27 protein-coding genes and 1 tRNA gene are annotated in these 26224 nt (G+C 62.7%); 19 read left to right on the top strand and 9 right to left on the bottom strand.

Annotated features, from left to right (window positions below; genetic code table 11):
* Positions 1-56: 56 nt before the first annotated feature.
* The 6 genes from J2Z31_RS24435 (at position 57) to J2Z31_RS24410 (ending at position 6056) form a co-directional block, all read left to right on the top strand.
* Positions 57-1073: an ABC transporter substrate-binding protein gene (locus J2Z31_RS24435; protein WP_209605546.1), complete on the top strand. Its 1017-nt coding sequence runs from the start codon at positions 57-59 to the stop codon at positions 1071-1073.
* Positions 1074-1140: 67 nt separating this feature from the next.
* On the top strand, positions 1141-2595 hold the full coding sequence (locus tag J2Z31_RS24430; RefSeq protein WP_234939633.1) for a sugar ABC transporter ATP-binding protein: 1455 nt from the start codon (positions 1141-1143) through the stop codon (positions 2593-2595).
* Positions 2592-3539, top strand: coding sequence for an ABC transporter permease (locus tag J2Z31_RS24425; RefSeq protein WP_209605544.1), 948 nt, complete (start codon positions 2592-2594; stop codon positions 3537-3539). Before J2Z31_RS24430 ends, J2Z31_RS24425 begins: the two co-directional genes overlap by 4 nt.
* Positions 3536-4486: an ABC transporter permease gene (locus J2Z31_RS24420; protein ID WP_209605542.1), complete on the top strand. Its 951-nt coding sequence runs from the start codon at positions 3536-3538 to the stop codon at positions 4484-4486. Before J2Z31_RS24425 ends, J2Z31_RS24420 begins: the two co-directional genes overlap by 4 nt.
* Positions 4487-4503: 17 nt before the next feature.
* Entirely contained in the window at positions 4504-5415 is a 912-nt protein-coding gene (locus J2Z31_RS24415) for an SMP-30/gluconolactonase/LRE family protein (protein ID WP_209605540.1), read from the top strand.
* Positions 5416-5582: 167 nt separating this feature from the next.
* Entirely contained in the window at positions 5583-6056 is a 474-nt protein-coding gene (locus J2Z31_RS24410) for a DUF1203 domain-containing protein (protein ID WP_209605538.1), read from the top strand.
* A gap of 154 nt (positions 6057-6210) precedes the next feature.
* Here J2Z31_RS24410 and ald read toward each other — a convergent pair whose 3' ends face one another.
* The gene (gene ald / locus J2Z31_RS24405; RefSeq protein ID WP_209605536.1) at positions 6211-7329 is read right to left on the bottom strand and encodes an alanine dehydrogenase; all 1119 of its coding nucleotides are present in this window, start codon (positions 7327-7329) and stop codon (positions 6211-6213) included.
* A 157-nt stretch (positions 7330-7486) separates the two neighbouring features.
* Between ald and J2Z31_RS24400 the strand changes: the two genes are divergently transcribed.
* Entirely contained in the window at positions 7487-7948 is a 462-nt protein-coding gene (locus J2Z31_RS24400; protein WP_209605534.1) for an Lrp/AsnC family transcriptional regulator, read from the top strand.
* A gap of 36 nt (positions 7949-7984) precedes the next feature.
* On the opposite strand, the gene J2Z31_RS24395 is transcribed toward J2Z31_RS24400, so the two are convergent.
* On the bottom strand, positions 7985-9232 hold the full coding sequence (locus tag J2Z31_RS24395) for a GGDEF domain-containing protein (protein WP_209605532.1): 1248 nt from the start codon (positions 9230-9232) through the stop codon (positions 7985-7987).
* 235 nt (positions 9233-9467) lie between these two features.
* Here J2Z31_RS24395 and J2Z31_RS24390 point away from each other — a divergent pair, with 235 nt between their 5' ends.
* From J2Z31_RS24390 to J2Z31_RS24375, 4 genes are all read left to right on the top strand, one after another.
* Complete coding sequence (locus J2Z31_RS24390) at positions 9468-9842, top strand: DUF2946 family protein (RefSeq protein WP_328243638.1); 375 nt, start codon at positions 9468-9470, stop codon at positions 9840-9842.
* Positions 9843-10124: 282 nt separating this feature from the next.
* Complete coding sequence (locus J2Z31_RS24385; protein ID WP_209605530.1) at positions 10125-10655, top strand: YcnI family copper-binding membrane protein; 531 nt, start codon at positions 10125-10127, stop codon at positions 10653-10655.
* Between the two features lie 56 nt (positions 10656-10711).
* On the top strand, positions 10712-12322 hold the full coding sequence (locus J2Z31_RS24380; protein ID WP_209605528.1) for a copper resistance CopC/CopD family protein: 1611 nt from the start codon (positions 10712-10714) through the stop codon (positions 12320-12322).
* A 119-nt stretch (positions 12323-12441) separates the two neighbouring features.
* Positions 12442-14424: a bifunctional 2',3'-cyclic-nucleotide 2'-phosphodiesterase/3'-nucleotidase gene (locus tag J2Z31_RS24375; RefSeq protein ID WP_209605526.1), complete on the top strand. Its 1983-nt coding sequence runs from the start codon at positions 12442-12444 to the stop codon at positions 14422-14424.
* Positions 14425-14544: 120 nt separating this feature from the next.
* On the opposite strand, the gene J2Z31_RS24370 is transcribed toward J2Z31_RS24375, so the two are convergent.
* Together J2Z31_RS24370 and ilvA are read right to left on the bottom strand one after the other, a co-directional pair.
* Positions 14545-14865 (bottom strand): HlyU family transcriptional regulator, encoded by a 321-nt coding sequence (locus tag J2Z31_RS24370; RefSeq protein ID WP_209605524.1) that lies wholly within the window; start codon positions 14863-14865, stop codon positions 14545-14547.
* Between the two features lie 67 nt (positions 14866-14932).
* Entirely contained in the window at positions 14933-16180 is a 1248-nt protein-coding gene (gene ilvA / locus J2Z31_RS24365) for a threonine ammonia-lyase (protein ID WP_209605523.1), read from the bottom strand.
* 210 nt (positions 16181-16390) lie between these two features.
* Here ilvA and J2Z31_RS24360 point away from each other — a divergent pair, with 210 nt between their 5' ends.
* The 3 genes from J2Z31_RS24360 (at position 16391) to J2Z31_RS24350 (ending at position 17666) form a co-directional block, all read left to right on the top strand.
* Positions 16391-16981 carry a hypothetical protein gene (locus J2Z31_RS24360; protein ID WP_209605521.1) on the top strand — a complete coding sequence of 197 codons (591 nt, stop codon included), beginning with the start codon at positions 16391-16393 and terminating at the stop codon, positions 16979-16981.
* A gap of 212 nt (positions 16982-17193) precedes the next feature.
* On the top strand, positions 17194-17331 hold the full coding sequence (locus J2Z31_RS24355; RefSeq protein ID WP_209605519.1) for a hypothetical protein: 138 nt from the start codon (positions 17194-17196) through the stop codon (positions 17329-17331).
* Positions 17332-17581: 250 nt separating this feature from the next.
* A tRNA-Leu gene (locus J2Z31_RS24350) sits at positions 17582-17666 on the top strand.
* A gap of 160 nt (positions 17667-17826) precedes the next feature.
* Here J2Z31_RS24350 and J2Z31_RS24345 read toward each other — a convergent pair.
* On the bottom strand, positions 17827-18162 hold the full coding sequence (locus tag J2Z31_RS24345; protein ID WP_209605517.1) for a hypothetical protein: 336 nt from the start codon (positions 18160-18162) through the stop codon (positions 17827-17829).
* A gap of 716 nt (positions 18163-18878) precedes the next feature.
* Between J2Z31_RS24345 and J2Z31_RS24340 the strand changes: the two genes are divergently transcribed.
* Positions 18879-19055, top strand: a complete 177-nt coding sequence (locus tag J2Z31_RS24340; protein ID WP_209605515.1) for a hypothetical protein — start codon at positions 18879-18881, stop codon at positions 19053-19055.
* Between the two features lie 133 nt (positions 19056-19188).
* Here the strand turns inward: J2Z31_RS24340 and J2Z31_RS24335 are convergent, their stop codons facing one another.
* The 3 genes from J2Z31_RS24335 to wrbA form a co-directional block, all read right to left on the bottom strand.
* Complete coding sequence (locus J2Z31_RS24335; RefSeq protein ID WP_209605513.1) at positions 19189-19407, bottom strand: hypothetical protein; 219 nt, start codon at positions 19405-19407, stop codon at positions 19189-19191.
* Between the two features lie 79 nt (positions 19408-19486).
* Complete coding sequence (locus tag J2Z31_RS24330; protein WP_209605511.1) at positions 19487-19729, bottom strand: DUF2188 domain-containing protein; 243 nt, start codon at positions 19727-19729, stop codon at positions 19487-19489.
* A 405-nt stretch (positions 19730-20134) separates the two neighbouring features.
* Entirely contained in the window at positions 20135-20734 is a 600-nt protein-coding gene (gene wrbA, locus J2Z31_RS24325; protein WP_209605509.1) for an NAD(P)H:quinone oxidoreductase type IV, read from the bottom strand.
* A 165-nt stretch (positions 20735-20899) separates the two neighbouring features.
* On the opposite strand from wrbA, the gene J2Z31_RS24320 reads away from it, so the two are divergent.
* A complete protein-coding gene (locus J2Z31_RS24320; RefSeq protein ID WP_209605508.1) occupies positions 20900-21655 on the top strand; it encodes a competence/damage-inducible protein A in 756 nt (251 codons plus the stop codon).
* Between the two features lie 52 nt (positions 21656-21707).
* On the opposite strand, the gene J2Z31_RS24315 is transcribed toward J2Z31_RS24320, so the two are convergent.
* On the bottom strand, positions 21708-22727 hold the full coding sequence (locus J2Z31_RS24315) for a LacI family DNA-binding transcriptional regulator (RefSeq protein WP_209605505.1): 1020 nt from the start codon (positions 22725-22727) through the stop codon (positions 21708-21710).
* A 299-nt stretch (positions 22728-23026) separates the two neighbouring features.
* On the opposite strand from J2Z31_RS24315, the gene J2Z31_RS24310 reads away from it, so the two are divergent.
* The 3 genes from J2Z31_RS24310 to J2Z31_RS24300 all read left to right on the top strand — a co-directional run bounded on the left by J2Z31_RS24310 (position 23027) and on the right by J2Z31_RS24300 (position 26218).
* The gene (locus J2Z31_RS24310) at positions 23027-24073 is read left to right on the top strand and encodes an ABC transporter substrate-binding protein (RefSeq protein WP_209605503.1); all 1047 of its coding nucleotides are present in this window, start codon (positions 23027-23029) and stop codon (positions 24071-24073) included.
* Between the two features lie 64 nt (positions 24074-24137).
* Positions 24138-24959, top strand: coding sequence for an ATP-binding cassette domain-containing protein (locus J2Z31_RS24305; RefSeq protein ID WP_209605501.1), 822 nt, complete (start codon positions 24138-24140; stop codon positions 24957-24959).
* Complete coding sequence (locus J2Z31_RS24300) at positions 24956-26218, top strand: sugar ABC transporter permease (protein WP_209605499.1); 1263 nt, start codon at positions 24956-24958, stop codon at positions 26216-26218. The genes J2Z31_RS24305 and J2Z31_RS24300 overlap by 4 nt, the downstream gene beginning before the upstream one ends.
* Positions 26219-26224: the final 6 nt, after the last annotated feature.

Raw genomic sequence — 26224 nt, 5'->3', positions numbered from 1 at the left:
CAAAAGACGGCCGATGAAGCGATCCGGTCGAACGGCGGATCCAGAGGGAGGAAAACATGACATTTCGTGGGATGCTTCTAGCGTCTGTGGCCGTTGCATGCGCCGCGATGCCGGTGTCGGCACTCGCCGACACTTCCGACAAGAAGATTGCGCTTTCCAACAATTATGCCGGGAATTCGTGGCGCCAAGCGATGCTGACGAGTTGGGACAAAGTCACCGGCGAGGCGGTCAAGGCAGGCGTCGTTGCCGCCGCCGATGCTTTCACGACGGCGGAAAACCAGGCGACCGAGCAAGCCGCGCAGATCCAGAACATGATCCTGCAGGGTTATGACGCAATCGTCCTCAATGCCGCCTCGCCGACCGCGCTGAACGGCGCAGTCAAGGAGGCTTGCGATGCCGGCATCATCGTCGTCTCGTTCGATGGCGTCGTGAGCGAGCCCTGCGCCTGGAGGATTGCCGTCGATTTCAAGGAAATGGGCCGCAGCCAGGTCGAATATCTGTCGAAGAAGCTGCCCGAAGGCGGGAATCTCCTGGAGATCCGCGGCCTTGCCGGCGTGTTCGTCGACGACGAGATCTCGGCGGGCATTCACGAGGGCGTGAAGCAGTTCCCGCAGTTCAAGATCGTCGGCTCGGTCCATGGCGACTGGGCGCAGGACGTCGCGCAAAAGGCGGTAGCCGGCATCCTGCCGAGCCTTCCGGAGATTGCCGGCGTCGTGACGCAAGGCGGCGACGGCTATGGCGCGGCACAGGCGATCGCTGCCGCAAAGCGACCGATGCCGGTGATCGTCATGGGCAACCGCGAAGACGAGCTGAAGTGGTGGAAGGAGCAGAAGGACGCCAAAAACTACGAGACCATGTCGGTCTCGATCGCGCCCGGAGTCTCCACGCTTGCATTCTGGGTTGCCCAGCAAATCCTCGACGGCAAGGAGGTCAAGAAGGACCTCGTCGTGCCCTTCCTGCGCATCGACCAGGATAACCTGGAGCAGAATCTCGCCAAGACGCAGGCGGGCGGCGTTGCGAACGTCGAATACACGCAAGCCGATGCGATCAAAGTGATCGAAGGCGCAAAGTAACAGCGTCCTCACGTCGCGCGGTTCTGGCGGACCGCGCGACGCTCCCTCGATCGAAGACAAGAGCAGCATGACGGACAGAATGCCGAAGGCGATAATCGACGTTGCCGATGTCAAGGTGAGTTTCGGAGCCGTCAAGGCACTCGACGGGGTCAGTCTTGCCATCATGCCCGGCGAATGCGTAGGCCTCGTCGGCCACAACGGCGCCGGCAAATCGACGATCGTCAGCGTCATCAATGGCGGTCTGTCGCCACACCAGGGCACCATTTTAGGCGAAGGTGAGTTGATCGCGCGCTTTGGCATCAATGCCGCCCGCGCCCGCGGAGTGCGCTGCGTCTTCCAGGAACTATCGCTTTGCCCCAACCTCACCGTCCTTGAAAATACCCGTATCCTGCACCGCCATCTTGGCGGCTTAGGGTGGCGCAAACGGGCGAAACAGGTCATCGAGCGGAGCCTCGATACGATGTTTCCCGGCCATGGCATCGCCAGCGACAGGATCGTTGGCGACCTCTCGATTGCCGAGCGGCAGATGGTCGAGATCGCCATGGCCTTTTCCGACGGCGGCATTCCGCCCCGGCTCATCATTTTGGACGAACCGACGTCCTCGCTCGACGCGAGCCTTGCGGAGCAGATGCTTGCCCATGTCCTGCGCTTTGTCGCGAGCGGCGGCTCGGTCATTCTGATTTCCCACATCCTCCACGAGATCATCACGACGGCGAGCCGGATCGTGGTCATGAAAGATGGACGCATCGTCGCCGAAAGACCTGCCGAAGCCTGGACGGAGAACGGCCTGGTCGAAGCCATGGGAAGCGTCGTCAAAGGCGAAGCGCATCGTCGTGCCATACGCGATCTTGCCGAAGCGCCCGTGGTCGTCGAACAGATCGGCCATGGCATTCCCTTCCGGGCGAAACGCGGCGAAATCGTCGGTCTTGCCGGGCTCGCCGGACATGGCCAGACGGACATGCTGATGAAACTGCATGCGTCGAGCGGCGCCGATTGGCTGCCGCGCCGCGACCCCGCGGTCACCTTCGTCGCAGGGGACCGTCGCCTGAACGGCGTCTTCGAACTTTGGAGCATCCTGAAAAACTTCTCCGTCGCCTCGCTCGGCGATCTTGCGTCGCGCGGCGTCGTCAATGCGGACGCCGAGGTGCAACGGGCCGGGGAATGGAAGCAGCGCATCGAAATCCGCACGCCGAACATGGCCAACCGCATGCTGTCGCTTTCAGGTGGCAACCAGCAGAAGGTCTTGTTCGCCAGGGCACTCGCCACGCGCGCGCCAGTGGTACTGATGGACGATCCGATGCGCGGCGTCGACGTCGGCACGAAGCAGGAGGTCTATGAGATCATCCGGCAGGAGGCCGCGCACGGCCGGACCTTCGTCTGGTATTCGACCGAAATGGAGGAAGTCTGCCTCTGCGACCGCGTATACGTCTTTCGCGAGGGGGCGATCGTTGCAGAACTCGCTGGAGACGCAGTAACCGAGGAGAACATCCTTGCCTCTTCCTTCACAGGGGTGGCCGCATGAGACGCACGGTTTCCGCCGATGCGATCCGGCTGGCGATCCCTGCCCTTTCGCTCGCCATCCTCCTCGGCGCCGTGTTTTGGCTGCAGCCGCGGGCGATGAGCTATATCGGCCTCAACCTGCTCTTCAATCTCGCCGTTCCGATCGCGCTCGCAACGATCGCTCAAATGCTCATCATGTCGGTCAACGACCTCGATCTCGCGATGGGCACCTTCGTCAGCTTCGTTGCCTGCGTGACAGCGACCTTCTTGAGTGAGGAGCCGTTTTTCGGTGTGCTGATCCTTGCCGGGGCAGTCGCCGTCTACGCAATGCTTGGCGTCGTCATTCATCTGCGCAACCTGCCGTCGATCGTGGTCTCGCTCGGCATGAGTTTCGTTTGGGCAGGGCTCGCCGTTCTCTTGCTGCCGGCGCCAGGCGGACAAGCGCCGGAATGGGTGCGCACGGTGATGACGATGAAACCGCCTGTCGCTCCGATGGCGATCGTCGCGAGCGTCGTCATTGCTGTCGTCGCGCATTTCATCGTCATGCGCTCCTCGCTCGGCGTGCTCATCCGCGGTGTCGGCGGCAACCAGCGCTCGGTCGAGCGGGCCGGCTGGTCCGTCCTTGCCGCGCGCGCTGCTGCCTATGCGCTGGCCGGCGTCTTTGCGGTCCTTGCCGGTATTTCGCTGGTCGGCCTGACCACCTCGGCCGACGCAAACATCGCGCTTCGATATACGCTGCTCTCGATCGCAGGCGTGATCCTCGGAGGCGGCGAGTTCATCGGCGGGCGCATTTCTCCGATCGGCGCCGTCATCGGCGCACTTACGCTGACGCTTGCCGGCTCGTTCCTTTCCTTTTTGCGCATTTCGCCCGATTGGCAGATCGGCGCACAGGGCGCCATCCTGATCATCGTCCTCGCTTTGCGTCTCCTGCTCAACAGGCTGGAAAATCGGGATAAGCGGCGATGAGGATGGTGGACCGAATTTCGCGAGCGCCCTGGATATGGTCGTGGTTCGCGGCCTTCCTGGTCTGGTTCGCGACGATCATGGTGACAGGCGGCGCAAGCACTCTCGGCCTCTCCCAGGCGGCGCTGACCTTCGCCGCTTTCTCGATCATCGTCGGCATCGGCCAGATGTTCGTCATCACGCTTGGTCCCGGTAACATCGACCTGTCGGTTCCCGCCACGATGACGCTCGCAGGCACAGTCGCGCTCAAGCTCATGGACGTGGACAACGCCATGATCCTGCCGGGGCTGATAACGGCAATCCTGATCGGGATCGCCGTCGGCATTACGAACTACGCACTCATCAAGGCCCTGCGCATCCCGCCGATCATCGCGACCCTGTCGATGAGCTTCATCGTCCAGTCGGCGGCGATCTGGACCAATCGTGGCCTGCGCATCAAACCACCGAGCTTCCTCGCGGACTTCACGACATCCACGACGCTCGGCGTGCCCAATGTTTCCCTTGTGGCGCTGGTGATTTCCGTCATCGCCTGGTTCCTGCTCGAAAAGACCATTTACGGGCGCTGGATCTCCGCGATCGGGCAGAGCACCCCGGCAGCGCGCATGGCCGGCATTCCCGTCGACGGTATCCGTTTCATCACTTACGTGTTCTGCGCCGTGCTCGCTTCGCTCGCGGGCTATCTCCTCGCCTGCTTCTCGGGCGGCGCGGCACTCAACATGGGCACGGAATACCTCCTCATGTCGATCGCCGTCGTGGTTCTCGGCGGCACTGCGGTGGCCGGCGGCGACTCGAACGTACCGGGCATCTGGGGCGCTTCGCTCTTCATGTTCCTGGTCGTCTCCATGCTTAACACCTACGGCCTCGGCGCAGGCTTCCGCCTGATCATGACCGGGCTCATCATCATCAGCGTCATCATGCTCGCAGGCGGGCGGCAGCCGGGGGCGCGCTAAGTACGAAGGCGGATCACATGGCCAGAGACTCCATCTACGAGATTCACGACCCGCGCTTCACCCATCTCATCGTCGGCAGCGCGCGCCTCGAGGAACTCTATACCGGCTGCCGTTGGGCGGAGGGGCCGGTCTGGTTCAGCGATGCCAACCAGTTGATCTGGAGCGACATTCCGAACGAGCGCATGCTGCGCTGGACCCCGGAAGGCGGCGTCTCGCTCTTCAGACAGCCATCGAATTTCGCCAATGGTCACACCCGCGACCGGCAGGGTCGGTTGATCTCCTGCGAGCACGGAACGCGGCGGGTCACCCGCACCGAGATCGACGGCTCGATTACGACGCTCGTTGAAAGCTACCGGGGAAAGCGGCTCAATTCGCCCAACGACGTCGTCGTCCAGGCCGACGGCACGATCTGGTTCACCGACCCGACCTACGGCATCCTTTCAGACTATGAGGGCTACCGCGCCGAGCCCGAGCAGCCGTGCCGGAACGTCTATCGGCTGGATCCTCGGACCGGCGCACTCGACGCCGTGGTCACCGACTTCAACCAGCCCAACGGCCTTGCCTTCTCGCCCGACGAAAAGACGCTCTATGTTGCGGACTCGGGCGCCAGTCACGATGACAATCTGCCAAGACATATCCGTGCCTTCGACATCATCGATGGCCGGCCTGCCGACGAACGTGTCTTCGCGACGATCGACAACGGCATTCCCGATGGCATCCGGACCGACCTGGCCGGAAATCTCTGGTCGAGCGCCGGTGACGGCGTCCACTGCTTCGCGCCGGACGGCAGGCTCATCGGCAAGATCCTGGTGCCACAGACGGTTGCGAATCTCACCTTCGGCGGTCGGCGCCGTAACCGTCTCTTCATCACCGCAACGACGTCGCTGTACGCGATCTATGTTGCGGTTTCCGGCGCCCAGATGCCGTGACAATCGCGCCGCCGTGCCCATTTCAGGCACGCGGCAAGTTTCGGGTGTCGTGACCCCGCGCGAAGGCGCATTTTTCCTCGACGGCTTCTGCCGCACCGACCCGAAGATCGGAATCGATCTACGGAAAGCGCGATCAGCAGTTTCAAAGACTTACGAGGAGATGTCCGATGACTTTGCGCTATATCGCGATGCCCGACGACGTGGCGGAGCAGCTGCAACAGGGCGGCCACGACGCCTATGGCAACCGGCCCGAGCAGAACATTTCGGACGGTGACGGCGTGCCGTGTCGGCATTGCCTTCGCAACGTCGAGCATGGCGAGCCCTATCTGGTCCTGGCATATCGGCCTTTTTCATCCGCCCAGCCTTACGCCGAAACCGGACCGATCTTCCTGCATGCAGACAAATGCCCCGCCCCGGACGGGAACGCAAGGCCGGCCATCCTGACCGCCAGCACCGAATATCTCCTGCGGGGATACGGGGCGGACGAACGCATCGTTTACGGGACCGGAGGGGTCGTTCCGCAGGCAAGGATCGAGGAGCGCGCCGAAGAATTGCTGACGCGCCCCGATGTCGCCTTCGTCCATGTGCGGTCGGCCAAATACAATTGCTACCAGTGCCGCATCGAAATGCGGGTCTTATGAGCGCGGCAGAGCGCCATATGCAGCCTGAATGGCCCGCCGCAGGATCGGCGGGCCGGTTCGATTTTTCTAAAGCGCTGCTTATCGGACGCGCAGGGTCGTGCCTCTTTGCGCAGCGAGCTCTCCAAAAAATCGGTCCGATCCTCGGACCGATGCGCTAGGCGACGTTGAGCACCGCCTCGGGCGTGAAAGCATCGTAGCCAAGCGCCTCGGCGACGGCCGCATTCGTCACTCGACCCCTGTGCACGTTCAGACCCGCGCGCAGGTGCCGGTCCTCGGCGATCGCCTGAAGGCCGCGGTCGGCGAGTTGCAGGCCGTATTGGAGGGTCGCGTTGTTGAGTGCGTTGGTCGAGGTGATCGGCACGGCGCCCGGCATGTTGGCGACGCAGTAGTGCACTATCCCATCCACCTCGTAGGTCGGCTCCGAATGCGTCGTGGCATGCGAGGTTTCGAAGCAACCGCCCTGGTCGATCGCGACGTCAACCACGACGGAGCCCTTTTTCATTCCCGACAGCATCTCCCGAGTGACGAGCTTCGGCGCGGCGGCACCCGGAATGAGCACGGCGCCCACCACCAGATCCGCCGAGAACACCTCCTCCTCGAGCGCATCGATCGTCGAGTAGCGGGTATGAACGCGACCGTTGAAAATGTCGTCGAGTTGACGGAGCCGCGGGATCGACCGGTCGAGGATAGAAACGTCGGCACCGAGGCCGATCGCCATCTTCGCCGCATTCAGGCCGACGACGCCGCCGCCGATAATGGCGACCTTTGCCGGCAGCACGCCGGGAACGCCGCCGAGCAGAATGCCCCGGCCGCCATTTGCCTTTTGCAATGAGGTCGCGCCCGCCTGGATGGCAAGCCTGCCCGCGACTTCGGACATCGGCGCGAGCAGCGGCAGGCCGCCGCGTTCATCCGTGACCGTCTCGTAGGCGACCGCGGCGACGCCCGAGTTCAGGAGTCCGCGCGTCTGATCGGGATCAGGCGCCAGATGAAGATAGGTGTAAAGAATCTGGCCCTCGCGCAACTGCGCCCATTCGGAGGGTTGCGGCTCCTTGACCTTGACGACCATGTCCGATTTCCCGAACACTTCCTTGGCCGTAGGGACGATCCTCGCGCCGGCGGCGCGGTAGGCGTCGTCATCGGCCCCGATCCCCACCCCGGCCTTGGTCTCGACGATGACCTCATGACCATGGGCGACATATTCACGGACCGATCCGGGCGTCAGGCCGACACGGTATTCATGGTTTTTGATTTCCTTCGGGCAACCGACACGCATCCTTGCGTTCCTCTCCTGTCTGTGGCCTTCGCCGCGTTTCAACCAGAAGCTCAGCAAAACAGATGACGCCGCGAATGTCCTTGCAAAGACGCACCCAACCGCGCATTGATTTCGTGTATCCTTGCGCAAACACCTATCACGTTGATGGAAATCACCAATGAGCGAGCTTGATGCCATTGATCGTTCGATTCTACGCATCCTGCAGCAGAACGGTCGGATCTCAAATGCGGATCTTGCCGCCAAGGTGGGCCTGTCGCCTTCCGCCTGCTCCCGGCGCGTCGACATTCTCGAGAAATCCGGAACGATCGCCGGCTATCACGCCCGCATCGCCCACAAGGCGCTCGACTACAAGATCATGGTCATCGTGCATATTTCGCTGTCCGGCCAGTTCGCCAAGACGCTTGCCGAATTCGAGGCGGCCGTGAAGCTCTGCCCGAACGTTCTGGTGTGCTATCTGATGTCGGGGGAGTACGACTATATCCTGCGGGTGGCGGCAAAAGACCTCGAGGACTACGAACGCATCCACCGCGACTGGCTGTCCGCGCTGCCGCACGTGGTCAAGATCAATTCGAGCTTCTCGCTTCGCGAAATCATCGACCGCCCGAACGTGGGGATATGAACGGCGCGGGTCGGTTCCGATTTTCGGGCCGGTGCGCTAGCGACCGACGACGCGATCACGGCCGCCACGCTTGGCGGCGTAGAGGCGAATGTCGGCCTGTGACAGAAGTTCGCCAACGCCGGTGCCGTCGGCACGCGTCGAGGAAAGGCCGATGCTGATCGTAACCGGGTGACCGTCGGACGTCGCCACCCTTTTCGAAACCGCGAGCCTGATATCTTCGGCACGGGCATGCGCATCACCGTAGGCAAGACCGGGACAAAGCGCCACGAATTCTTCGCCGCCATAGCGGAACAGACGATCCGTCGGACGAAGCCCGACGCTTATCGTCTCGACCAGTTTTTTCAGGACGCGATCGCCTTCCATATGGCCGAACCCGTCATTCACGCTCTTGAACTGATCGACGTCGATGAGCATCAGGCTGACCGGAGCGTTGTTCGTGGCCGCCTCGTACAGCATCTGTCGCCCCTCGAGTTCGAAGCGGCCGCGGTCGAGCGCTCCCGTCAGCGTGTCCTGTCCGGAACGCGACAAGAGGTCCTCATAACGTTCGCGGAAGGTCAGATCGTTGAAGACATCCCCCAGCGGCCGATCCGAGATCGCCAGAAACGCATGGCGGGAGGCATTGAGATAGAAGCCGATCGCCAGAGCATAGAAAGGCGCCGCCAACATCTTTGCCATCCACCCGCCCCAGAAGACGTCGGCAGGCGCACCGTTGACGAAATAAAGCGCGATGTAGAAGCCGATCTGGTCGAAGGTCAGCACGGTCGCGCCGCTGATGAGGAACCGGATCGTTACGAAGCGGCGGAACCACCGGCCCAGCTTTTCATAGAGCAGGATGATGATGATCGAATCGAAATAGAGCAGCGTCGTGCCCCAGAGCATCAGCCATCCCATTTCGTCGATAAAGGCGATATCCGCGGCGCGGTTCGGAATGATATCGACGGTATCGTGCTGCCGCAGCAGCAGGCTGAGCGCGACGGTCAGGAAATTGCCGACGAGCAGACCATAGATCGGCTGGCGGACGGTTGCCGCATCCTCCTTCACGTAGAGCAGGAGTATCATCATCAGCTTGCCGGAGAAGAGGACGGCGGAGCCGGGAGAAATCACCCCGAACGGAAGCTCGACATAAAAGACCGCAGCGAGATAGGTCTCGATGAAATGCATGACGCCGAGTGCCGCGACGAAAACGCCGAGCCCGAGGCGCGAACGCAGGTGGAGCAACCCGATCATGGCCGCGACATAAACCAGCGCCTCACCGAGGAAGAGCATGAGATTGGCGTTTGGCATGCGCGACTTCCGATTCAACCCAGTCGTTACTTAAGGTTAAAGCTTGAATAAAGCTTCCTCTTTCAGGGCACCGGCGACGCTAACCCACAGGATTTCAACGCTTTCGGGGTGCCGCTGAAGCAGCTCGGAAAATCGCCCGCCTGCTTGATGCGGCGCAATGAAGCGTGTACCGGTCCCGCATAGTTATCCGTTGTCCGCGGCATTCTCGCGGGATGCCGGAAGGGAGATCGGGATCGTGTTGAGACGACGCAACGGATGGGGACTGGCGCTTGTCGCAGCCTGCCTGCTCGTCCTGCAAACCGTTCTCGGTGCCCATGCGCTTGGCGGAATGCCCGCCTCCCCGCAACTCGACGCATTCGGCAATCCGCTCTGCTTGAGCGCGGACCACTCCGATACCGGCGACCATGGCGGCGGCTCCGGACATGCTACCGATTGCTGCATGCTCGGGTGCTGGGCGTCCTCGCAACTCGCTGCCAGTTCGGATGCGAGCTGGGTGCTGCCGATCCCCGCATCGCCCACGGCGGGCCCAATCCGCACGCCGGAGGCCCCGGTCCGTGCCGCTGGCCATTATCCCGGATACCCCCGCGCTCCCCCAAAGCTGATTTCCTGATCGCTTACCGCTCCGTGCCTCGACGCCCTGCAGTCGAAGGGTGGTGCCTGCGGCTTGCTCCTGAACCTGGATTGCGCCTTTTCGGCTCACCACGGGGCGTGCCCGCGATCATCCCCTGAGCGCCACACCGCGTTTGACTTCGGCTCGAGCAAGGTCGTTCCACGCCCTGCGACGAACGTCCGCGATATTGGCGCACCTCCCCTGCGCGCAACCACGCGAGGCTGGCGCATCCGCCAGCACGGCACACCGAAAAGAAATGCAATACCTCGAAGGAAACACGAAATGTTGAAAAAGCTGATGACCGCCACTGCCATGATCGCCGTCAGCGCGACAGCGGCTTTCGCCCATGCGAGCCTCGAAACCACGGAAGCGCCGGTAGGCTCCGCGTACAAGGCGGTGATCCGGGTGCCGCATGGCTGCGAGGGCAAGCCGACGATCGCTGTGCGGGTCCAGATTCCGGAAGGCGTCATTGCGGCGAAGCCGATGCCGAAGCCGGGCTGGACAGTCGAAAAGGTCAAGGGGCCGTACGAGAAATCCTACGACTACCACGGCACGCCGACCACCGAGGGTGTGAAGGAGATCGTCTGGAAAGGCGGCAACCTCGCCGACGACGAGTATGACGAGTTCGTGTTTCGCGCTTTCCTGACCGACAGCCTGCCTGTCGGAAAGTTGCTCCATGTGCCGGTCGTGCAGGAATGCCCGGATGGCGCGGCCGAGCGCTGGATCGAGATCCCGGCGGAAGGGCAGTCGGGAGATGATCTCGAATACCCGGCACCGGCGATTAGGCTGCTTGAAAAGAAAAGCGACCACTGATCGGATCGGCTTTCCCGTCCCGCAGATCCGCGATCCGCCAACTGAATGAGAGTCCCATGCCGCTCGTTCTGTCACAACGCCTTGTTCGCCTTGTAGGGCTGGCGGCGCTGGCCCTGATCGGCCTTCTCGCGCAGATTGCCGTGGCATGGGCGCACGCGTCTCTCATTTCGACCGACCCAAGGGACGGCGCCGTCGTCGCGGCGGCGCCGTCGACCTATTCGCTGACATTCAGTGAACCGGTGTCGCCGTTGTCGCTCAAGCTGGTCCGACCGGACGGAGCCTCGACCCCACTCGACCGGTTCGAGGTCAAGGATCGAACCGTCGAAATCGCCGCACCGGCCGATCTTGCCCAGGGCACGCATGTGCTGAGCTGGCGCGTGACCTCCGCGGATGGGCATCCGGTCGGCGGGTCGGTCGTTTTCTCGATCGGCGCGGCAACCGCCGTGCCGCTTTCCACCGGGGAGCAGATCGACTGGGTCGTGCGCGCCGGCGTCCTCAGCTCGAAACTGGCGCTTTACCTCGGCCTGTTCGTCGGCATCGGCGGCGCATTCGCCTCGCGCTGGCTACTTGGCGGAGTTCGAACCGGGCGCCGTGCCGTCGCGGCGGCGCTCGGCGTGGGCCTCCTCGGCATATTTCTTTCCCTCGGCTTCCAGGGACTCGATGCGCTCGACGAGCGCCTGACACGTATCAATGAATTCGCCGTGTGGTCCACCGCGATGGCGACCAGCCTCGGCCGCACTGCCGCCATTGCCATCATGGGCTTCACCCTGGCGGCGGCGGCTCTTCTGGCTCGCGGCTGGACCTCACGCATTTCGTCGCTCGCAGCCCTCCTCTGCGTTGGCGCGGCGCTGTCGCTAAGCGGACATGTGGCCACCGCCGAGCCGCAATGGCTCATGCGTACGGCGGTTTTCCTTCACGCCATCGCGATCGCCTACTGGGTGGGAGCGCTGGTCCCTCTCGGCCTCGCGCTGAAGCGAGGCGATCCGGCGGCCGCCGCCGCGCTCCGCCGCTTCTCCGCAACCATCCCCTATGTCGTGCTTGTGCTCGTTGCCGCCGGCGTCGTGCTGGCCGTGGTTCAGGTCCGCGAGCCCGGCGCGCTCGTCGGAACCGCCTATGGCAATGTGCTCATCGTCAAGTTGCTTCTCGTTGCCGGGCTGTTCCTGCTCGCGGCCTTCAACCGCTGGCACCTGACCGTGCCAGCGCTGGCGGGTGGGGCCACCGCCACCTACCGGCTGATCCGGTCGATCGCAGCCGAAACGGTGATCGTGCTCCTGATCTTGACCGTCGCAGCTTGCTGGCGCTTCACGCCACCGCCGCGCACGCTCGCGGCCATGGCGGCCCGACCCGCGACCGAGCACATCCACACCGACCGGGCGATGGCCCTCATAGAGGTCTTGCCCGGGCGTGCCGGCCCGGTCGACATATCGATCAACATCCTCACAGGCGAATATGCAGCACTCGATGCCAAGGAGGTGACGCTCGTCCTGTCGAAACCCGATTCCGGGATCGAGCCGTTCAGGCGTGCGGCGGTCAGGGACGACGAAACGAACTGGCGGATCGACCAAGCGGCCCTCCCGCTGCCGGGAACCTGGCATGTGCGCGTCGAGATCCTTGTCAGCGATTTCGAGAAAGTGCGTCTCGACGGAGAGATCGGCATCGAACCCTGAGGGGCGTGGCGGCGCCGCACATTCCGTCATGGTCACGCGGTCAAGTTGTACTAAGATCGCCCTCCGGGGTGGCGACTCACGTACCGCCCCGAACAATGTCAGTCCCCGGAGATTCGCTCATGCCTTCGACGACCGCTCTCTTTCCGATTTCCCGCCGCGCGCTCATCGGCGGCCTGGCCGCCTCCTCGGCGCTTGCGCTGCTCCATCCCTTCTCCGCCCGCGCGGCTGCGAACCAGGCGCATCTGCGGATCATGGAAACGACCGACCTGCACGTTCACGTCTTTCCCTATGACTACTACGCCGACAAGCCGAACGACACGATGGGGCTCGCTCGCACTGCCTCGATCATCGACGGCATCCGCGCCGAGGCGACGAATTCCATCCTCGTCGACAACGGCGATTTCCTGCAGGGCAATCCGATGGGGGATTACATCGCCTACGAGCGCGGCATGAAGGAAGGCGACATGCATCCGGTCATCGCGGCGATGAACGTGCTCGGCTACGATTGCGGCACGCTTGGCAACCACGAATTCAATTACGGCCTGGACTTCATGTTCAACGTCTTGAACGGCGCGGATTTCCCGCTCGTCTGCGCCAACCTGACGAAGGGCTCGCTAGCCGCCAATCCCCGCGAGGATGCGCTCTTCCTCAAGCCCTATGTCATTCTCGACCGCAAGATCAAGGACGGCAGCGGCCAGGAGCACCCGATCCGCATCGGCCTGATCGGTTTCGTACCGCCGCAGATCATGACCTGGGACGCGAAGAACCTCGAAGGCAAGGCGAATGCCCGCGACATCGTCAAGGCGGCCGAGGCCTGGGTGCCGCAGATGCGGGAGGAAGGCGCGGACATCGTGATCGCGCTCTCCCATTCCGGAATTGGCCAGGAGGCCTATGCCGAGGACCTCGAAAACGCCTCCGTTCCACTGGCGGCAATCGACGGCATCGACGCCATCGTCACCGGCCACAGCCATCTCGATTTCCCCGGCCCGAAATTCGAAGGCCTCGCCGGCGTCGACAATGCCAAGGGACTGATCTCCGGCAAGCCGGGCGTGATGGGCGGCTTCTGGGGCTCGCATCTGGGATTGATCGACCTGCTCCTCGAACGCGACGGTAGCAGCTGGCGGGTGGTCGGCTCGACCAGCGAGGCGCGGCCGATCTTCAGGCGGGAGGAAAAGAAGGTAATCGCCGAGGTCGGCGACAAGCCCGAGGTCCTGGCGGCCGCCGCGAAGGATCACGAGGCGACGCTTGCCTATGTCCGCACCCCCGTCGGCAAGACCTCCGCGCCGCTCTACTCCTACTTCGCCCTCGTTGCTGACGACCCCTCGGTACAGATCGTCAGCCAGGCGCAGACCTGGTATATCCGCGAGATGCTCAAGGACACCGAGCACAAGGACCTGCCGGTGCTTTCCGCCGCCGCTCCCTTCAAGGCCGGCGGTCGCGGCGGCGCCGATTATTACACCGACGTCCCGGCAGGCGATATTGCGATCAAGAACGTCGCCGACCTCTATCTCTACCCCAACACCGTGCAGGCCGTGGTCATCACCGGCCAGCAGGTGCGCAACTGGCTCGAAATGTCCGCCGGCATCTTCAACCGGATCACGCCCGGCGCCACGGACGCCGGCCTGATCAATGGCGACTTCCCGTCCTACAATTTCGACGTGATCGACGGCGTCACCTATGAGATCGACCTGTCGCAGCCGGCCAGGTTCGACAAGGACGGAAACCTGGTGAACCCGGAAGCCGAACGCATCCGCGATCTGAAATTCGACGGCAAGCCGATCGATCCCGCGCAAAAATTCGCGGTTGCGACCAACAACTACCGCGCCGGCGGCGGCGGCCATTTCCCCGAGATTGCGGCCGACAAGGTCGTCTTCGTCGCCCCCGACACCAACCGGGACGTGATCGTGCGCTACATCATCGAGCAGGGAACGATCAATCCGTCGGCCGACGCCAATTGGAAATTCTCGGCCATGGAGAACACCAGCGTCGTCTTCGACAGCAGCCCGAAGGCACGGCAGTTCCTTGCCGAGGTCAAGGCGGTTGCCCTTGAGGATGCCGGCGAAGGCCCCGACGGATTTGCCCGCTTTCGCATCCGGCTCTGAGAAACGGTGAGCGACGGGCGGCGATGCAATCGGCGCCCGTCATGGAGGCGTCCGGCCTCACGCAAGCCGTGAAAAAATCACGTTAACCCCGCGTCCCGTAGAGATTCTACCGCGGAAACCTCAGACGGACCGGGTCGGCGTATCGTCGGAGAAGAGGGACGAACGCTGCTCGTCGACGATCTGCCGCCCCTTGCGGAGCGCCGAGTCGATGGCATCCTGCTCGGACGAGAAGAGATCGGCACGAATGAAATTGCGCACCTTGGTCGTGCCGTCCGGCATCGTCTTTTCGATGCTGCCGGCGAGCCGGTACTGCGATCCCTCGCGAATCGGCGCCGCGCGGATCAGGCAATCCGCATAGTTCTCCGCCTTGCCAGCCGCAGGCTGCGCCTCTTTTTCGGAGCCACCCGAGAAGCCGAAGAGTTTCGAGAAAAACGATGCCATGGCTTATGGTTAGTCGCCGCGGCGGACGCTGTCAAAGCCAAAGTTGCGCCGCATGGCCGCCTGGGCCTCAGATGATGAGGTTGGCAAGAACCTCGTTTTCCGTGATGTCCTGGTATCGCAGTCCGGCGGCATCGAAGCGCTGCTTCAGCACCGGAAAGTTTTCGGCGTGCTTCGTTTCAATGCCGATCAGCACCGAGCCGAAATTGCGCGCCGACTTCTTCAGATACTCGAAGCGGGCGATATCGTCTTCGTCACCGAGCAGATTGAGGAAGTCGCGCAAGGCGCCCGGCCGCTGCGCCATGCGCAGGATAAAGTACTTCTTGAGCCCGGCATGCCGCATCGCCCGCTCCTTGACATCGGGCAGGCGTTCGAAATCGAAATTGCCGCCGGAAACGACGGCAACCACCGTCTTGCCTTCGAGCCCTTCGCGACCGAGTGTCTCCAGCGCCGTTATCGAAAGCGCGCCGGCCGGCTCCAGCACCACCCCTTCGACATTGAGCATCTCGGTGATCGTGAGACAGATGGCATTTTCGGGCAGAAGCAGTACCTGCTCCGGCGAATAGGCGCTGAGCGCCGCGAAATTGAGATCCCCGATCCGCGCAACGGCCGCGCCATCGACGAAATTATCCACCTGATCGAGCGTGACGACGCTGCCCGCCTCGAGGCTCTGCCGGAGGCTCGGCGCGCCCGCGGGCTCGCAGAACAGAAAGCGATCGGAAGAAAGGCTGGCCCCGAAATATCCGGTTACGCCGGCGGCGAGCCCGCCGCCGCCGACGGGCAGGACGACAAGGTCGGGCACGACACCCTCGGGCAATTGCTCGGAAATCTCCGCCGCGACCGTCGCCTGCCCCTCTATGATGTCTTCGTGGTCGAAAGGCGGCACCATGACACCTTCGATCGCCTCGACATGATCGCGCGCCGCCTGGTAGCACTGGTCGAAGATATCGCCAACGAGGCGGATGCTTATGAATTCGCCGCCGAACATGCGGGTCTTGTCGATCTTCTGCTGCGGCGTGGTCACCGGCATGAAGACGACGCCAGGAACGCCGAAGTGCCGGCAGACGAAGGCAAAGCCCTGGGCGTGATTTCCTGCGGAAGCGCAGACGAAGGTCTTGCCCGCCGCACCTGCGGAGATGGCCTTGCGGAAGAAGTTGAAGGCGCCGCGGATCTTGTAAGAGCGCACCGGCGATAGATCCTCTCGCTTCAGAAACACGGAGGCGCCGTAGCGCGCACTCAAGTGCTCGTTGAGCTGCAGCGGCGTTGCCGGGAAAATCTCGCGCATTGCCGCTGCCGCCTGTCCAACATCCTGCCTCATCTCGTGACATCATCCGTTCGTTGCCGATCGCTGTGGCTATCGCACATTGTCATGCCGGAGGCCATCGATTTGAACCGCACAACGGCCGCGCCGGCATCGGCCTTCTCGCCTTAAGACGCGGGAGCCCGAACAGGCTCGCCCTTTTTGGTTATCTTGACTTGCAACCGCAAATCCCCAAAGTCTTTCAATATATCGGGTCTGGGGAACGCGATGCGAAAACACCTGCCCTTTCTTGCGGCCGCCGTCGTGGCGAGCGTGATGACGTCCGGCTCTCGCGTCGAAGCGGGACCGCTGGCCGATGCGGCGGCCAAGGCCGAGCAGCAGGCAAGCTCCGGCGACGCGGATGCCGCCCGCGAAACGCTGCGCCGGGCCGTCGGCGATTTTTTAAGGACCCTGCCCTTCGCGATCGGCAAGGCCGTGTTCGTGACCGCCACACCTACGGGCTACGGGATGTACGAAGAGAAGGAGGGTTCGGCCTTCAAGCCCCGCGAGAAGCTCGTCTCCTATGTCGAGCCCGTCGGGCTCACCTGGAGGGATGCGGGTGCCGAAGGCAAGCTCGAGACGCGCTTCACCGTCGATCTCGACGTGATGAGCCCGAAAGGCGACGTCCTGGCCAGCCGTAACGCCTTCGGCGACTTCACCTTCACCGGCTATCACAGGAACCAGGAAATCTACGCAACGCTCACAGTAGACGTCGGCGGCGCCCCGGCAGGCGATTATGTCCTGCGCTTCCGCTTCAACGACATCCATGGCGGCAAGAGCGCGACCGTCGACCAGCCCTTCAAGATCGCGGCGGAATAGCAAGCGGGCCGCTCTCCGGACCGCCGCACAAGTCATTCCGTCGCCGCGCTTCTCACATTTGAATATTGCCGGTGTCGTGCGAATGAGGACCCCCCGCCCTGCCCGCGTCATGCCTTGGCTTTGTTCAGGCAAAATTTACCATGACAAGCATCGGTGACGTTCTTGTCCGCCGGCGCCCCGATATGTCCGCATTCACCCGACCATGATGGGGCATGGATAAGGCAGGCATCGCATTTCTGGCGCTGATACTCGTCCTCGTCTCTCTCGTGATGAGCATCCTGGCCCTCGATCGGACGGAAGTGGAGGCGCCCCGGTACAGGGCGGCACTGGTTCCCACCAACTACCGGTGAGAACGATCAGGCTCGACGAACATGTCGCCGGGCGAAGAGGACCTGAAAAGACACGCGGCGCAATAGAGCGCGGCGGCTCACTCCGCCGCGCTTCAAATGAAGATCCTCTGGTTGAAATCTGAAACTCGAAACTCGATGGCACATCCAGGGCTGGCCCACTGGGCAAGGCGAACCTCAGTTGAAAAACGCGCGAGTTGTCTGGAAAACATTTCCTTGACTGAATCGTCCAAGTACCTGATTTAAGCCGCAAGCGGACGTGGCGAAACTGGTAGACGCAAGGGACTTAAAATCCCTCGGGCTTGCCCGTACGGGTTCGATCCCCGTCGTCCGCACCACACCCGTCCACCTGCAGCAATTGCCCTCCTCCCCATAACCAAGGCGGAGCCCGGCGCATGGGTTCGCCGGCGATGATGCCCACCTCGGCGCGCCTCCGTCGCCAATGCGATCCGCCCGGTTTCAATGCATCGGCGGACGGGAGGCGCGGCCGATCGTCGGCTATTGCGCCGGTGCCGGCTGCGTGCCTTCGCCACCTGCGGGTGCAGGCGTTGTGCCTCCGCCGGCCGGAGCCTCGGCGCCACCGCCCTCGGCGGGCGTCTCGATCGTTGGCGCGTTCACGTCGACGTCAGTGCCACCACCCTCGGCGGGCGTCTCGACCGTTGGCGCGTTCACGTCGACGTCAGTGCCACCACCGCCGCCGCCGGTGAAAATCTCGCCACGGAAGAGGAACAAGGCGCCGACGAGCACCAGTACCACGACGATCGCAGCGACCGCCCAGCCGCCACCACTGCCGCCTCCACCGGTATTGATTATCTGCGGATCTCTATCTGTCATTGAAGTTCTCCTTCATTCCTCACGCCGCAGGTGAAACTCGTGTGGAGTGAATAGGTTCCACAAAGAACAACGAAGAAGAAACCTCGCCGGTCAACAGTGGTTTCGAGAAAAAGTGCTGGAACGAGCAGAACAACGCTTCCTCCAAGAGGACTGAATGCCGAAGATGGGCATTTCGGAGGGCTATATCGGCCACTTGTCCTCGCAGCACAGGTTCTGTTGTCCATTTCCACCGTTATCGCGACCGGATTGGTCGGTCCGTTCGAAGCAAGATAAACTCCTGCCGGTTCGAGCGGTATTCGCTGAACTGGGTTCGCGCCGCCGTTCCACGGTTTTGCTTTGCCAGCTTTATGCGGCGTCGGATGAATCCACTTGGATGCCTCAGCAGAAAAATCTGCACGACCCCTCATTCCACAGGGGCTCAATCCATGCGTGTTTCTGGCAAGGTAAGCGCCAACTGTCCCCATTACGCCCGAGGGTCATTGCGTGCGTCCACGGCAAGCATCCGACACCCCCTTGTTCCCCGAGGATCTCGCCACGCTTCAACGTGTGTTCGATCGCTTGTGCGATGATTTCCAGTGGCCGCGTGAGTGCGCGCAATCGCTTAGACTCGCGAGGATGCTGATTCATGCGTACCAGGCAGGAAACCGGAACGAGCAACCCTTGCTGATCGCCGCACGTGCCTTCGTCAGTCACTCTCCGAAACAGAAGAGCCCGGCATGACGAATGAAGCTCCGGCTGATCGCGACGAACTTGCCGAGGCGCAGCTTTCGATCGATGCGATGAAGGAGGCTTTCGCAAACGCCATCGCAGCGCGCCAGGCGGAACTGCGGGCAAGCGAGTCTTATGGCCAGCATCGGGCTTGGATACGAATGTTCGTCCGCAAGCCGCGCTGACGACACGCCAAACCGCGGCAGCTGCGTGACCTCAATTCAAGGGCAAGGACCTCCAGCAATCCAAAGCTTCGAGCTTTGCGCGTCTGCTAAGACGCGCGGCGCTGAGGCGCGCCGCGCCGTGTGTTTCGGAACCTCAGTGATAGTAGAAACAGTCGCAGTCGGCCTTCACCGCGTCCTCGCGACGCCAGACCCGGACTGCGAGCTTGGACGAGTCGCCCTTGTCGTCGAGCCGTAACCCGAGCAGCGACACTGCCGCTGCCTTGGGATTGGGCGCATCAACTTCGATGGGCGAACCCACCTGATGCAATCCCTGGCGCGCGGTCCAAGTGAAGATCTGAACATTGTAATGCATAGAACTCCTCCCTCGCGTCATCACCACAGAAGGGGCTCCCTCCGGGCGTTTCCCCGGACAGGCCCTCCAGACACAGTTTTCAGCCGTCCTCGACCATTGCTTCGGGTCGATCTCCTCCATCGGCATGTTCGAAATGCCAGTTGCCCTTCTCGTCCTGGAAGCTGATTTCCTCATCGTCGCCGCCGACCTGCTGCTCGGCAGCCGCAATCCTCGCCGCCGTCAGTGCCATGTCGCGCGTGGGAAAGGGCTCCGAATATACGTCGGCCGCCATGTAAGCCCAGCCTCCGTCGTGTGGAACGATCGAATATGTGATCCGCGTCATCCTTCACTCCCGTGGACTTTCAAAGGGCAATGCTGCCCACCCCATGTCTTCCCCAGGCGTATCCGACCTCGGGAAAAGAACGTGCAGCATTCACGTGCGACAGCCTTCCCTGGTGCGCCCGAGACGACGCACATCGCTCTCGCCGGGCCGTGCGCGCACGGCCCCCATGCTCCTCCTTGCCTGTGACGGTGCCAGGCGGCGCAATGTTAACACAAATTAACTATCGTTGTGCCAATTTTGATCGATGGCTGCGCCTTTGGAGGGAAACACCTTCGCTGCAAGGCTGAGGACGTTTGAGCGGTGTCGCTCATATGCCTTCCCGCCACCGCTCCGCCCTTTCCCCTGCCGAAAAAAAGAGCGCGGCTCCGTGGCGGAACCGCGCTCGCATGTGTTGTACCGGTGCGATCAGGATGCAAGCTTTGCGGCAATCCTGGCAACGTGCGCACCCTGGAAACGCGCGGCGTCGAGTTCGACCTCGGACGGCTGGCGGGACCCGTCACCGCCGGTGATCGTGGATGCACCATAGGGCGAGCCGCCCTTGACCTCCTCGACACCCATCTGACCCTGGAAGGCATAAGGAAGACCGACGACCACCATGCCGTGATGCATCATCGTCGGAATGAGACCGAGGATAGTGGACTCCTGGCCGCCATGCTGCGTGGCCGATGAGGTGAAGGCGGAGCCGACCTTGCCGACGAGCTTGCCCTTCGCCCAAAGTCCACCGGTCTGGTCGATGAAATTGCGCAATTGCGATGCGACCGTCCCGTAGCGCGTTCCTGCTCCGAAGATGATCGCGTCGTATTCCACCAGTTCCTCCACCGTCGCGACCGGAGCGGCCTGGTCGATCTTGTAGTGGGAAGCCTTCGCCACATCTTCCGGCACGAGTTCCGGGACGCGCTTCACGTCCACATCGGCACCGGCCGATCTTGCGCCTTCCGCCACAGCATAGGCCATCTTCTCGATATGCCCGTAAGCCGAATAGTAGAGAACCAATACCTTAGCCAACAGTAATACTCCTTCGGTGTCCGGCAATTCCGCTTGATCGCCGCGGGCGGGAGGATTTATCAAATCGCATGCTGTTGCCAGAACCCGAGCAGTCGACAGACTGTTCATCTTTCTTGAACAGTGAAGAGATCCTGTTGAACGATCCCACATATACCGGGAGTTGCCATGACCAATGCCACGATCGTCACCGCCGCAATGCTTGCCATCGGCGACGAGCTTCTCTCGGGCCGCACGAAGGACAAGAACATCGGCCATCTTGCCGATGCCCTGACGATGATCGGCATCGATCTGCGCGAGGTCCGGATCGTTGCCGACGACGAGGAAGCGATCGTCGAAGCGGTCAATGCGCTGCGTGTCCGCTACGATCACGTCTTCACCTCCGGCGGCATCGGCCCGACCCATGACGACATCACTGCCGATGCGATTTCAAGGGCTTTCGGGCTTGAATGCATCCATGATCCGAAGGCCATGGACTTGCTCGGTCAGATGTATGCCAGGCGGGGCATCGAGTTCACGGAGGCGCGCAAGCGGATGGCGCGCATGCCGGCGGGCGCCGAGCATATCGCCAACCCGGTATCGACCGCGCCGGGCTTCAGGATCGGCAATGTCTATGTGATGGCGGGAGTGCCGCAGGTCTTCCAGGCAATGCTCGACGGTCTTCTGCCCAGTCTTGCGACGGGCACGCCCATCCACTCCCGAACGGTGCGCTCGCCTTACGGCGAAGGGGATATCGGCGTCGCCTTGGCCGAGGTTCAGAAGAACCACCCGGAGACCAGCATCGGGTCCTACCCGAAGTTCGATGGCAACAGCTTCTCGACCGAGATCGTCATCAGGGCACGCGACGCATCCCGTCTTGACGCTGCGGAAGCCGAGTTGGCGGCGATGATCGAGGCGATCGCGCGGGCGCGCGGCGGCGAGTAGCGCCTCGAGTCACTGCGACCTTTGGCGCCTGAAAAGACGCGCGGCGCCCGCGTTACCCGATCTTCTCCACGATCGGCGGAATCTGGATCACCTTCGCGTCTGTCGCGCCGGACTCAATGATCTCGAAGACCGCGTCGAGCATTCTCGGAACATCCTGGCGGATCATTTCGATGTGATCCCCGAGCATGGCCACAAAGGGATCCCAGTCGAAGCAGCCGAGGAGCGGCACCTGGTCCGTATAGTGGCCGGAGCGTCGGATCCATCGCATGACCCCTTCAAGCGAGATGGTCGAATTGACGAACATGCCCCGCGGAAGCGTTTCAACCCTTGCCGCGAGCGACTTCATGGCGCTCTCCGCCTTCTCGGGCGCATAGCCGCAGGTCAGCACCAGCGTCTCGTCGACCGCCACCCCTGTTTCGGCGTGGGCCGTGCGGAATCCTCTCACGCGCTCCGATGTGTTGTGATCGGTCCCGCGGCCGCCGACGAACAGGAGCGGCGTCTTTTCGCCGAACTCCCTCTCGCAGTTCGCAAGCACGCGCCGGGTGAGCTCGAGCGCTCCGGAGAAGTTGTCCGAGATGACCGAGGGGACACGTGAACCCGGCAAGTCGAGATTCACGGCGCGGACGCCGGCGGCAGAACAGATTTCGGCGATGCGATCCGGATCGGTCGCTCCCGTCGCGATCAGGCAGTCCACCTGGTATGAGAGCATGGCGCGCGCAGCCTCGATTTCCAGCGCCGGATCCCGGCGTGTGCAGGTGACGATCGGGAAGAGCCCCCTCTCCCGGGCCATGGCCTCGAACTGTTCGACGATCGAGCCGAAGTAGCGGTTGTCGTATTTCGGGACGATCATGCCGACGATCTTCGATCGCTCGCGGCGCAGAACGCTCGCCTGCATGTTCAAGGCATAGCCCTGTTCCTCGGCGAGCCGCGTGATCTTTTCTGCAAGCTGGGCGCTGATGCGGCGCTTCTTCCAGTTTCCATTGAGCACGGCGCTCACCGCGCTTGCCGAGGTCCCGGCCATTTCGGCCAGGTCGTAGATCGTAGTCCTCTTCGTCTGACTTGCACGCTTCACGAATTTCGATCTCCACTTTCACGCGCCACCTTGACATCAATGGCGTTACGGAGCAATGCTGCTTCATCGATTGAGCAAGCGAGCACAATCGATGAAGCCGCCAAAATCTGGCCGGAGGAGTCAGACAAAAACCAATAATCCAGCGCTGCAACACCCGCTGCAGCGAGCGACTGGCGACGCCCGGACGGGCAAGCGGGAGCCGTGGGCGAAACTTGATCCAGGCGACCTCCTGACATTGAGGGGTGTCGCCCTTCAGAAGCTTCAGGCCGCCTGCGGAAAACCAACCGTGGAGGAAACTTATGAAGACGATCTGTTACTTGCTTGCCTCGACCGGCCTTGCCGTGTCGCTCAACAGTGTGGCCGTCGCGCAGGAAGCGGCCACCGTGGCCTTCCTGATGCCGGACCAGGCTTCCACCCGCTATGAGGAGCACGACTATCCGGGCTTCAAGGCGGAAATGGAGAAGCTCTGCCCCAGCTGCACGGTCATCTACCAGAATGCCAATGCGGACGTTGCGCTTCAGCAGCAGCAGTTCAACTCCGCGATCGCCCAGGGCGCCAAGGTCGTCGTACTCGATCCGGTGGATTCAGCCGCCGCCGCGGCACTCGTCGAAATCGCCCATTCCCAGGACGTCAAGGTGATCGCCTATGACCGCCCGATCCCCGATACTCCGGCCGACTACTACGTCTCGTTCGATAATGAAGGCATCGGGCGCGCGATTGCGCAGTCGCTCGTCGACCACATGAAGGCGAGCGGCGTTCCGGAAGGTTCCGGCGTGCTGCAGATCAATGGTTCGCCGACCGATGCGGCGGCCGGTCTCATTCGCGACGGTATCGATTCCGCACTCGACGCGTCCGGCTACAAGACGCTCGCCGAGTACGACACGCCGGACTGGGCGCCGCCGAAAGCGCAGGAATGGACCGCGGGGCAGATCACCCGCTTCGGCGACCAGATCAAGGGCATCGTCGCGGCCAATGACGGAACCGGCGGCGGTGCGATCGCCGCTCTCAAGGCGGCTGGCGTCAAGCCGCTCCCCCCGGTCACCGGCAACGATGCGACGACTGCCGCATTGCAGCTGATCATTTCCGGGGACCAATACAACACGATCTCGAAACCTTCGGAGATCGTGGCAGCCGCAGCGGCCAACGTCGCCGTGAAGCTGATCAAGGGTGAAACGCCGGAGGCGACCCACAAGCTCTACGAAACACCTTCTCAGCTCTTCGTTCCGGCAGTGGTCACGGCCGAGAACATCAAGGCCGAGATCTTCGACAAGGGCATCAACAAGCCGGAAGAGATCTGCACCGGAGAATATGTTGAAGGCTGCCGCAAACTTGGCATCATCAAGTAAGTTTGCCGTCGTGCCCGGCGCGCCGATTGCGACCGGGCACCTCTTTTCGTCGAAAGGTGGGGCGATGACACGCAACATCCAGACGGCTCCCGCCAAGGGTGAGCCAGTGCTGCGCCTTAGCGGCATATCCAAGAATTTCGGAGCGGTTTCCGCCCTCACGGACATCGAGCTCGAGGTCAATGCCGGCGAAGTCGTCGCACTCGTCGGGGACAACGGTGCCGGCAAGTCGACACTCATCAAGATCCTCGCCGGCGTGCACCAACAATCCGCGGGCACGATAGAGTTTTGCGGGCAGCCCGTAGAGATCGAGAATCCTCGAAAGGCATTGGCGCTCGGCATCGCGACAGTCTTTCAGGATCTTGCACTCTGCGAAAACCTCGATGTCGTCGCCAATCTCTTTCTCGGCCACGAGCTGTCGCCGTGGCAACTGGACGAGGTGGCGATGGAGGTACGCGCCTGGACGCTTCTGCGCGAGCTGGCCGCGCGCATTCCCTCTGTCCGTCTGCCGATTGCCTCGCTTTCCGGCGGCCAGCGCCAAACCGTTGCCATTGCGCGGTCGCTCCTGCTCGACCCGAAGGTCATCATGCTCGATGAGCCGACTGCGGCGCTCGGCGTGGCCCAGACGGCGGAAGTCCTCAACCTGATCGAAAGGGTTCGCGATCGCGGACTGGGGGTCATCATCATCAGCCACAACATGGAAGACGTGCGCGCTGTGGCCGACCGCGTCGTCGTGCTTCGGCTTGGGCGAAACAACGGTGTCTTCTCGCCGGATGCTTCGAACCAGGAACTCGTCGCCGCGATCACCGGCGCCACGGAAAACGCCGTTTCACGTCGCATCGACCGCAAGGCCGGTCTGGCGAACGAGCAGAGCGGAGGAGCCGCATGAGCCAGAACCCGTCGAACACCGCTGTCCGGGCGGAGCAGAGGCTTGACCGCACCGACGAGCGCCTGCGCCAAGACGAGGGGGTCCTCGACATGGCATGGGGCTTCATCGACCGGGTGCGCTCCGGCGATCTCGGCATGCTGCCGGTCGCCGTCGGCCTCATCGTCATCTCGACGATATTCTCGGCGCTCAATCCGGTCTTTCTCGCGCCCAACAATCTCGTGAACCTGCTCTTCGACTGCGCCACTGTCGGCGTGATCTCGCTTGGGATCATCTGCGTCCTGGTGCTGGGCGAAATCGACCTTTCGGTCGGCTCCATGAGCGGATTGGCTTCGGCCATCGTCGGCGTTCTGTGGGTCGGTTCCGGCTGGCCGGTCGCCGCAGCGATCGTCGTCGCGCTGCTGGTGGGCGTTGCGGTGGGGCTGATATATGCGACGCTTTACAATCGCCTCGGCATGCCGAGTTTCATTGCCACGCTCGCAGGTCTTCTCGCGCTCCTCGGCATGCAGCTTTATATCCTCGGCCCGACCGGCTCGATCAACCTGCCCTATGCCTCTCCGCTCGTCCGCTTCGGGCAGATCCTGATCATGCCGGACTGGTTCTCCCACGCAGTGGCGCTTCTGCCCGGTCTGGTAATGATCGGCAAGGGCATAAGGACGAGGCGCCAGCGGCAGACCGTGAATCTTTCCACTCAGCCGGTCGGCGCCCTGATCGTCAAGGCGGTGGCGCTTACGGTCATCCTTGAACTGGCGATCTTCTATCTCAATCTCGGCCGCGGCGTGCCGTGGATGTTCGGACTGTTCGTCGCGCTTGCCGTAGTTCTCAACTATGCGCTGACGCGCACGAAGTGGGGCCGCTCGATGTTCGCCGTCGGCGGCAATCGCGAAGCGGCGCGGCGGTCCGGCATCAACGTGCGCCGGATCTATCTGAGCGCCTTCGTGCTCTGCTCCACATTGGCGACGCTCGGCGGCATCCTTTCGGCGGCGCGTCTTGCTTCGTCGAGCCAGCAGGCCGGCACCGGCGACGTCAACCTCAATGCGATTGCGGCTGCGGTCATCGGCGGCACAAGCCTCTTCGGCGGACGCGGCAGTGCCTATTCCGCCCTGCTCGGGATCATCGTGATCCAGGCGATCTCAAACGGCCTGACGCTGCTCAATCTCAGCTCGTCGCTCCGCTACATGATCACCGGCGGCGTTCTGGCAGTCGCGGTCATCGTCGACTCGCTCGCCCGTCGCTCCCGCGTCAGCCACGGACGCGCCTGATCCAAC

The organism is Sinorhizobium kostiense, from assembly GCF_017874595.1.
In the GTDB taxonomy this organism is placed as follows: domain Bacteria; phylum Pseudomonadota; class Alphaproteobacteria; order Rhizobiales; family Rhizobiaceae; genus Sinorhizobium; species Sinorhizobium kostiense.
This window is presented reverse-complemented; position numbering and strand designations above follow the sequence as displayed.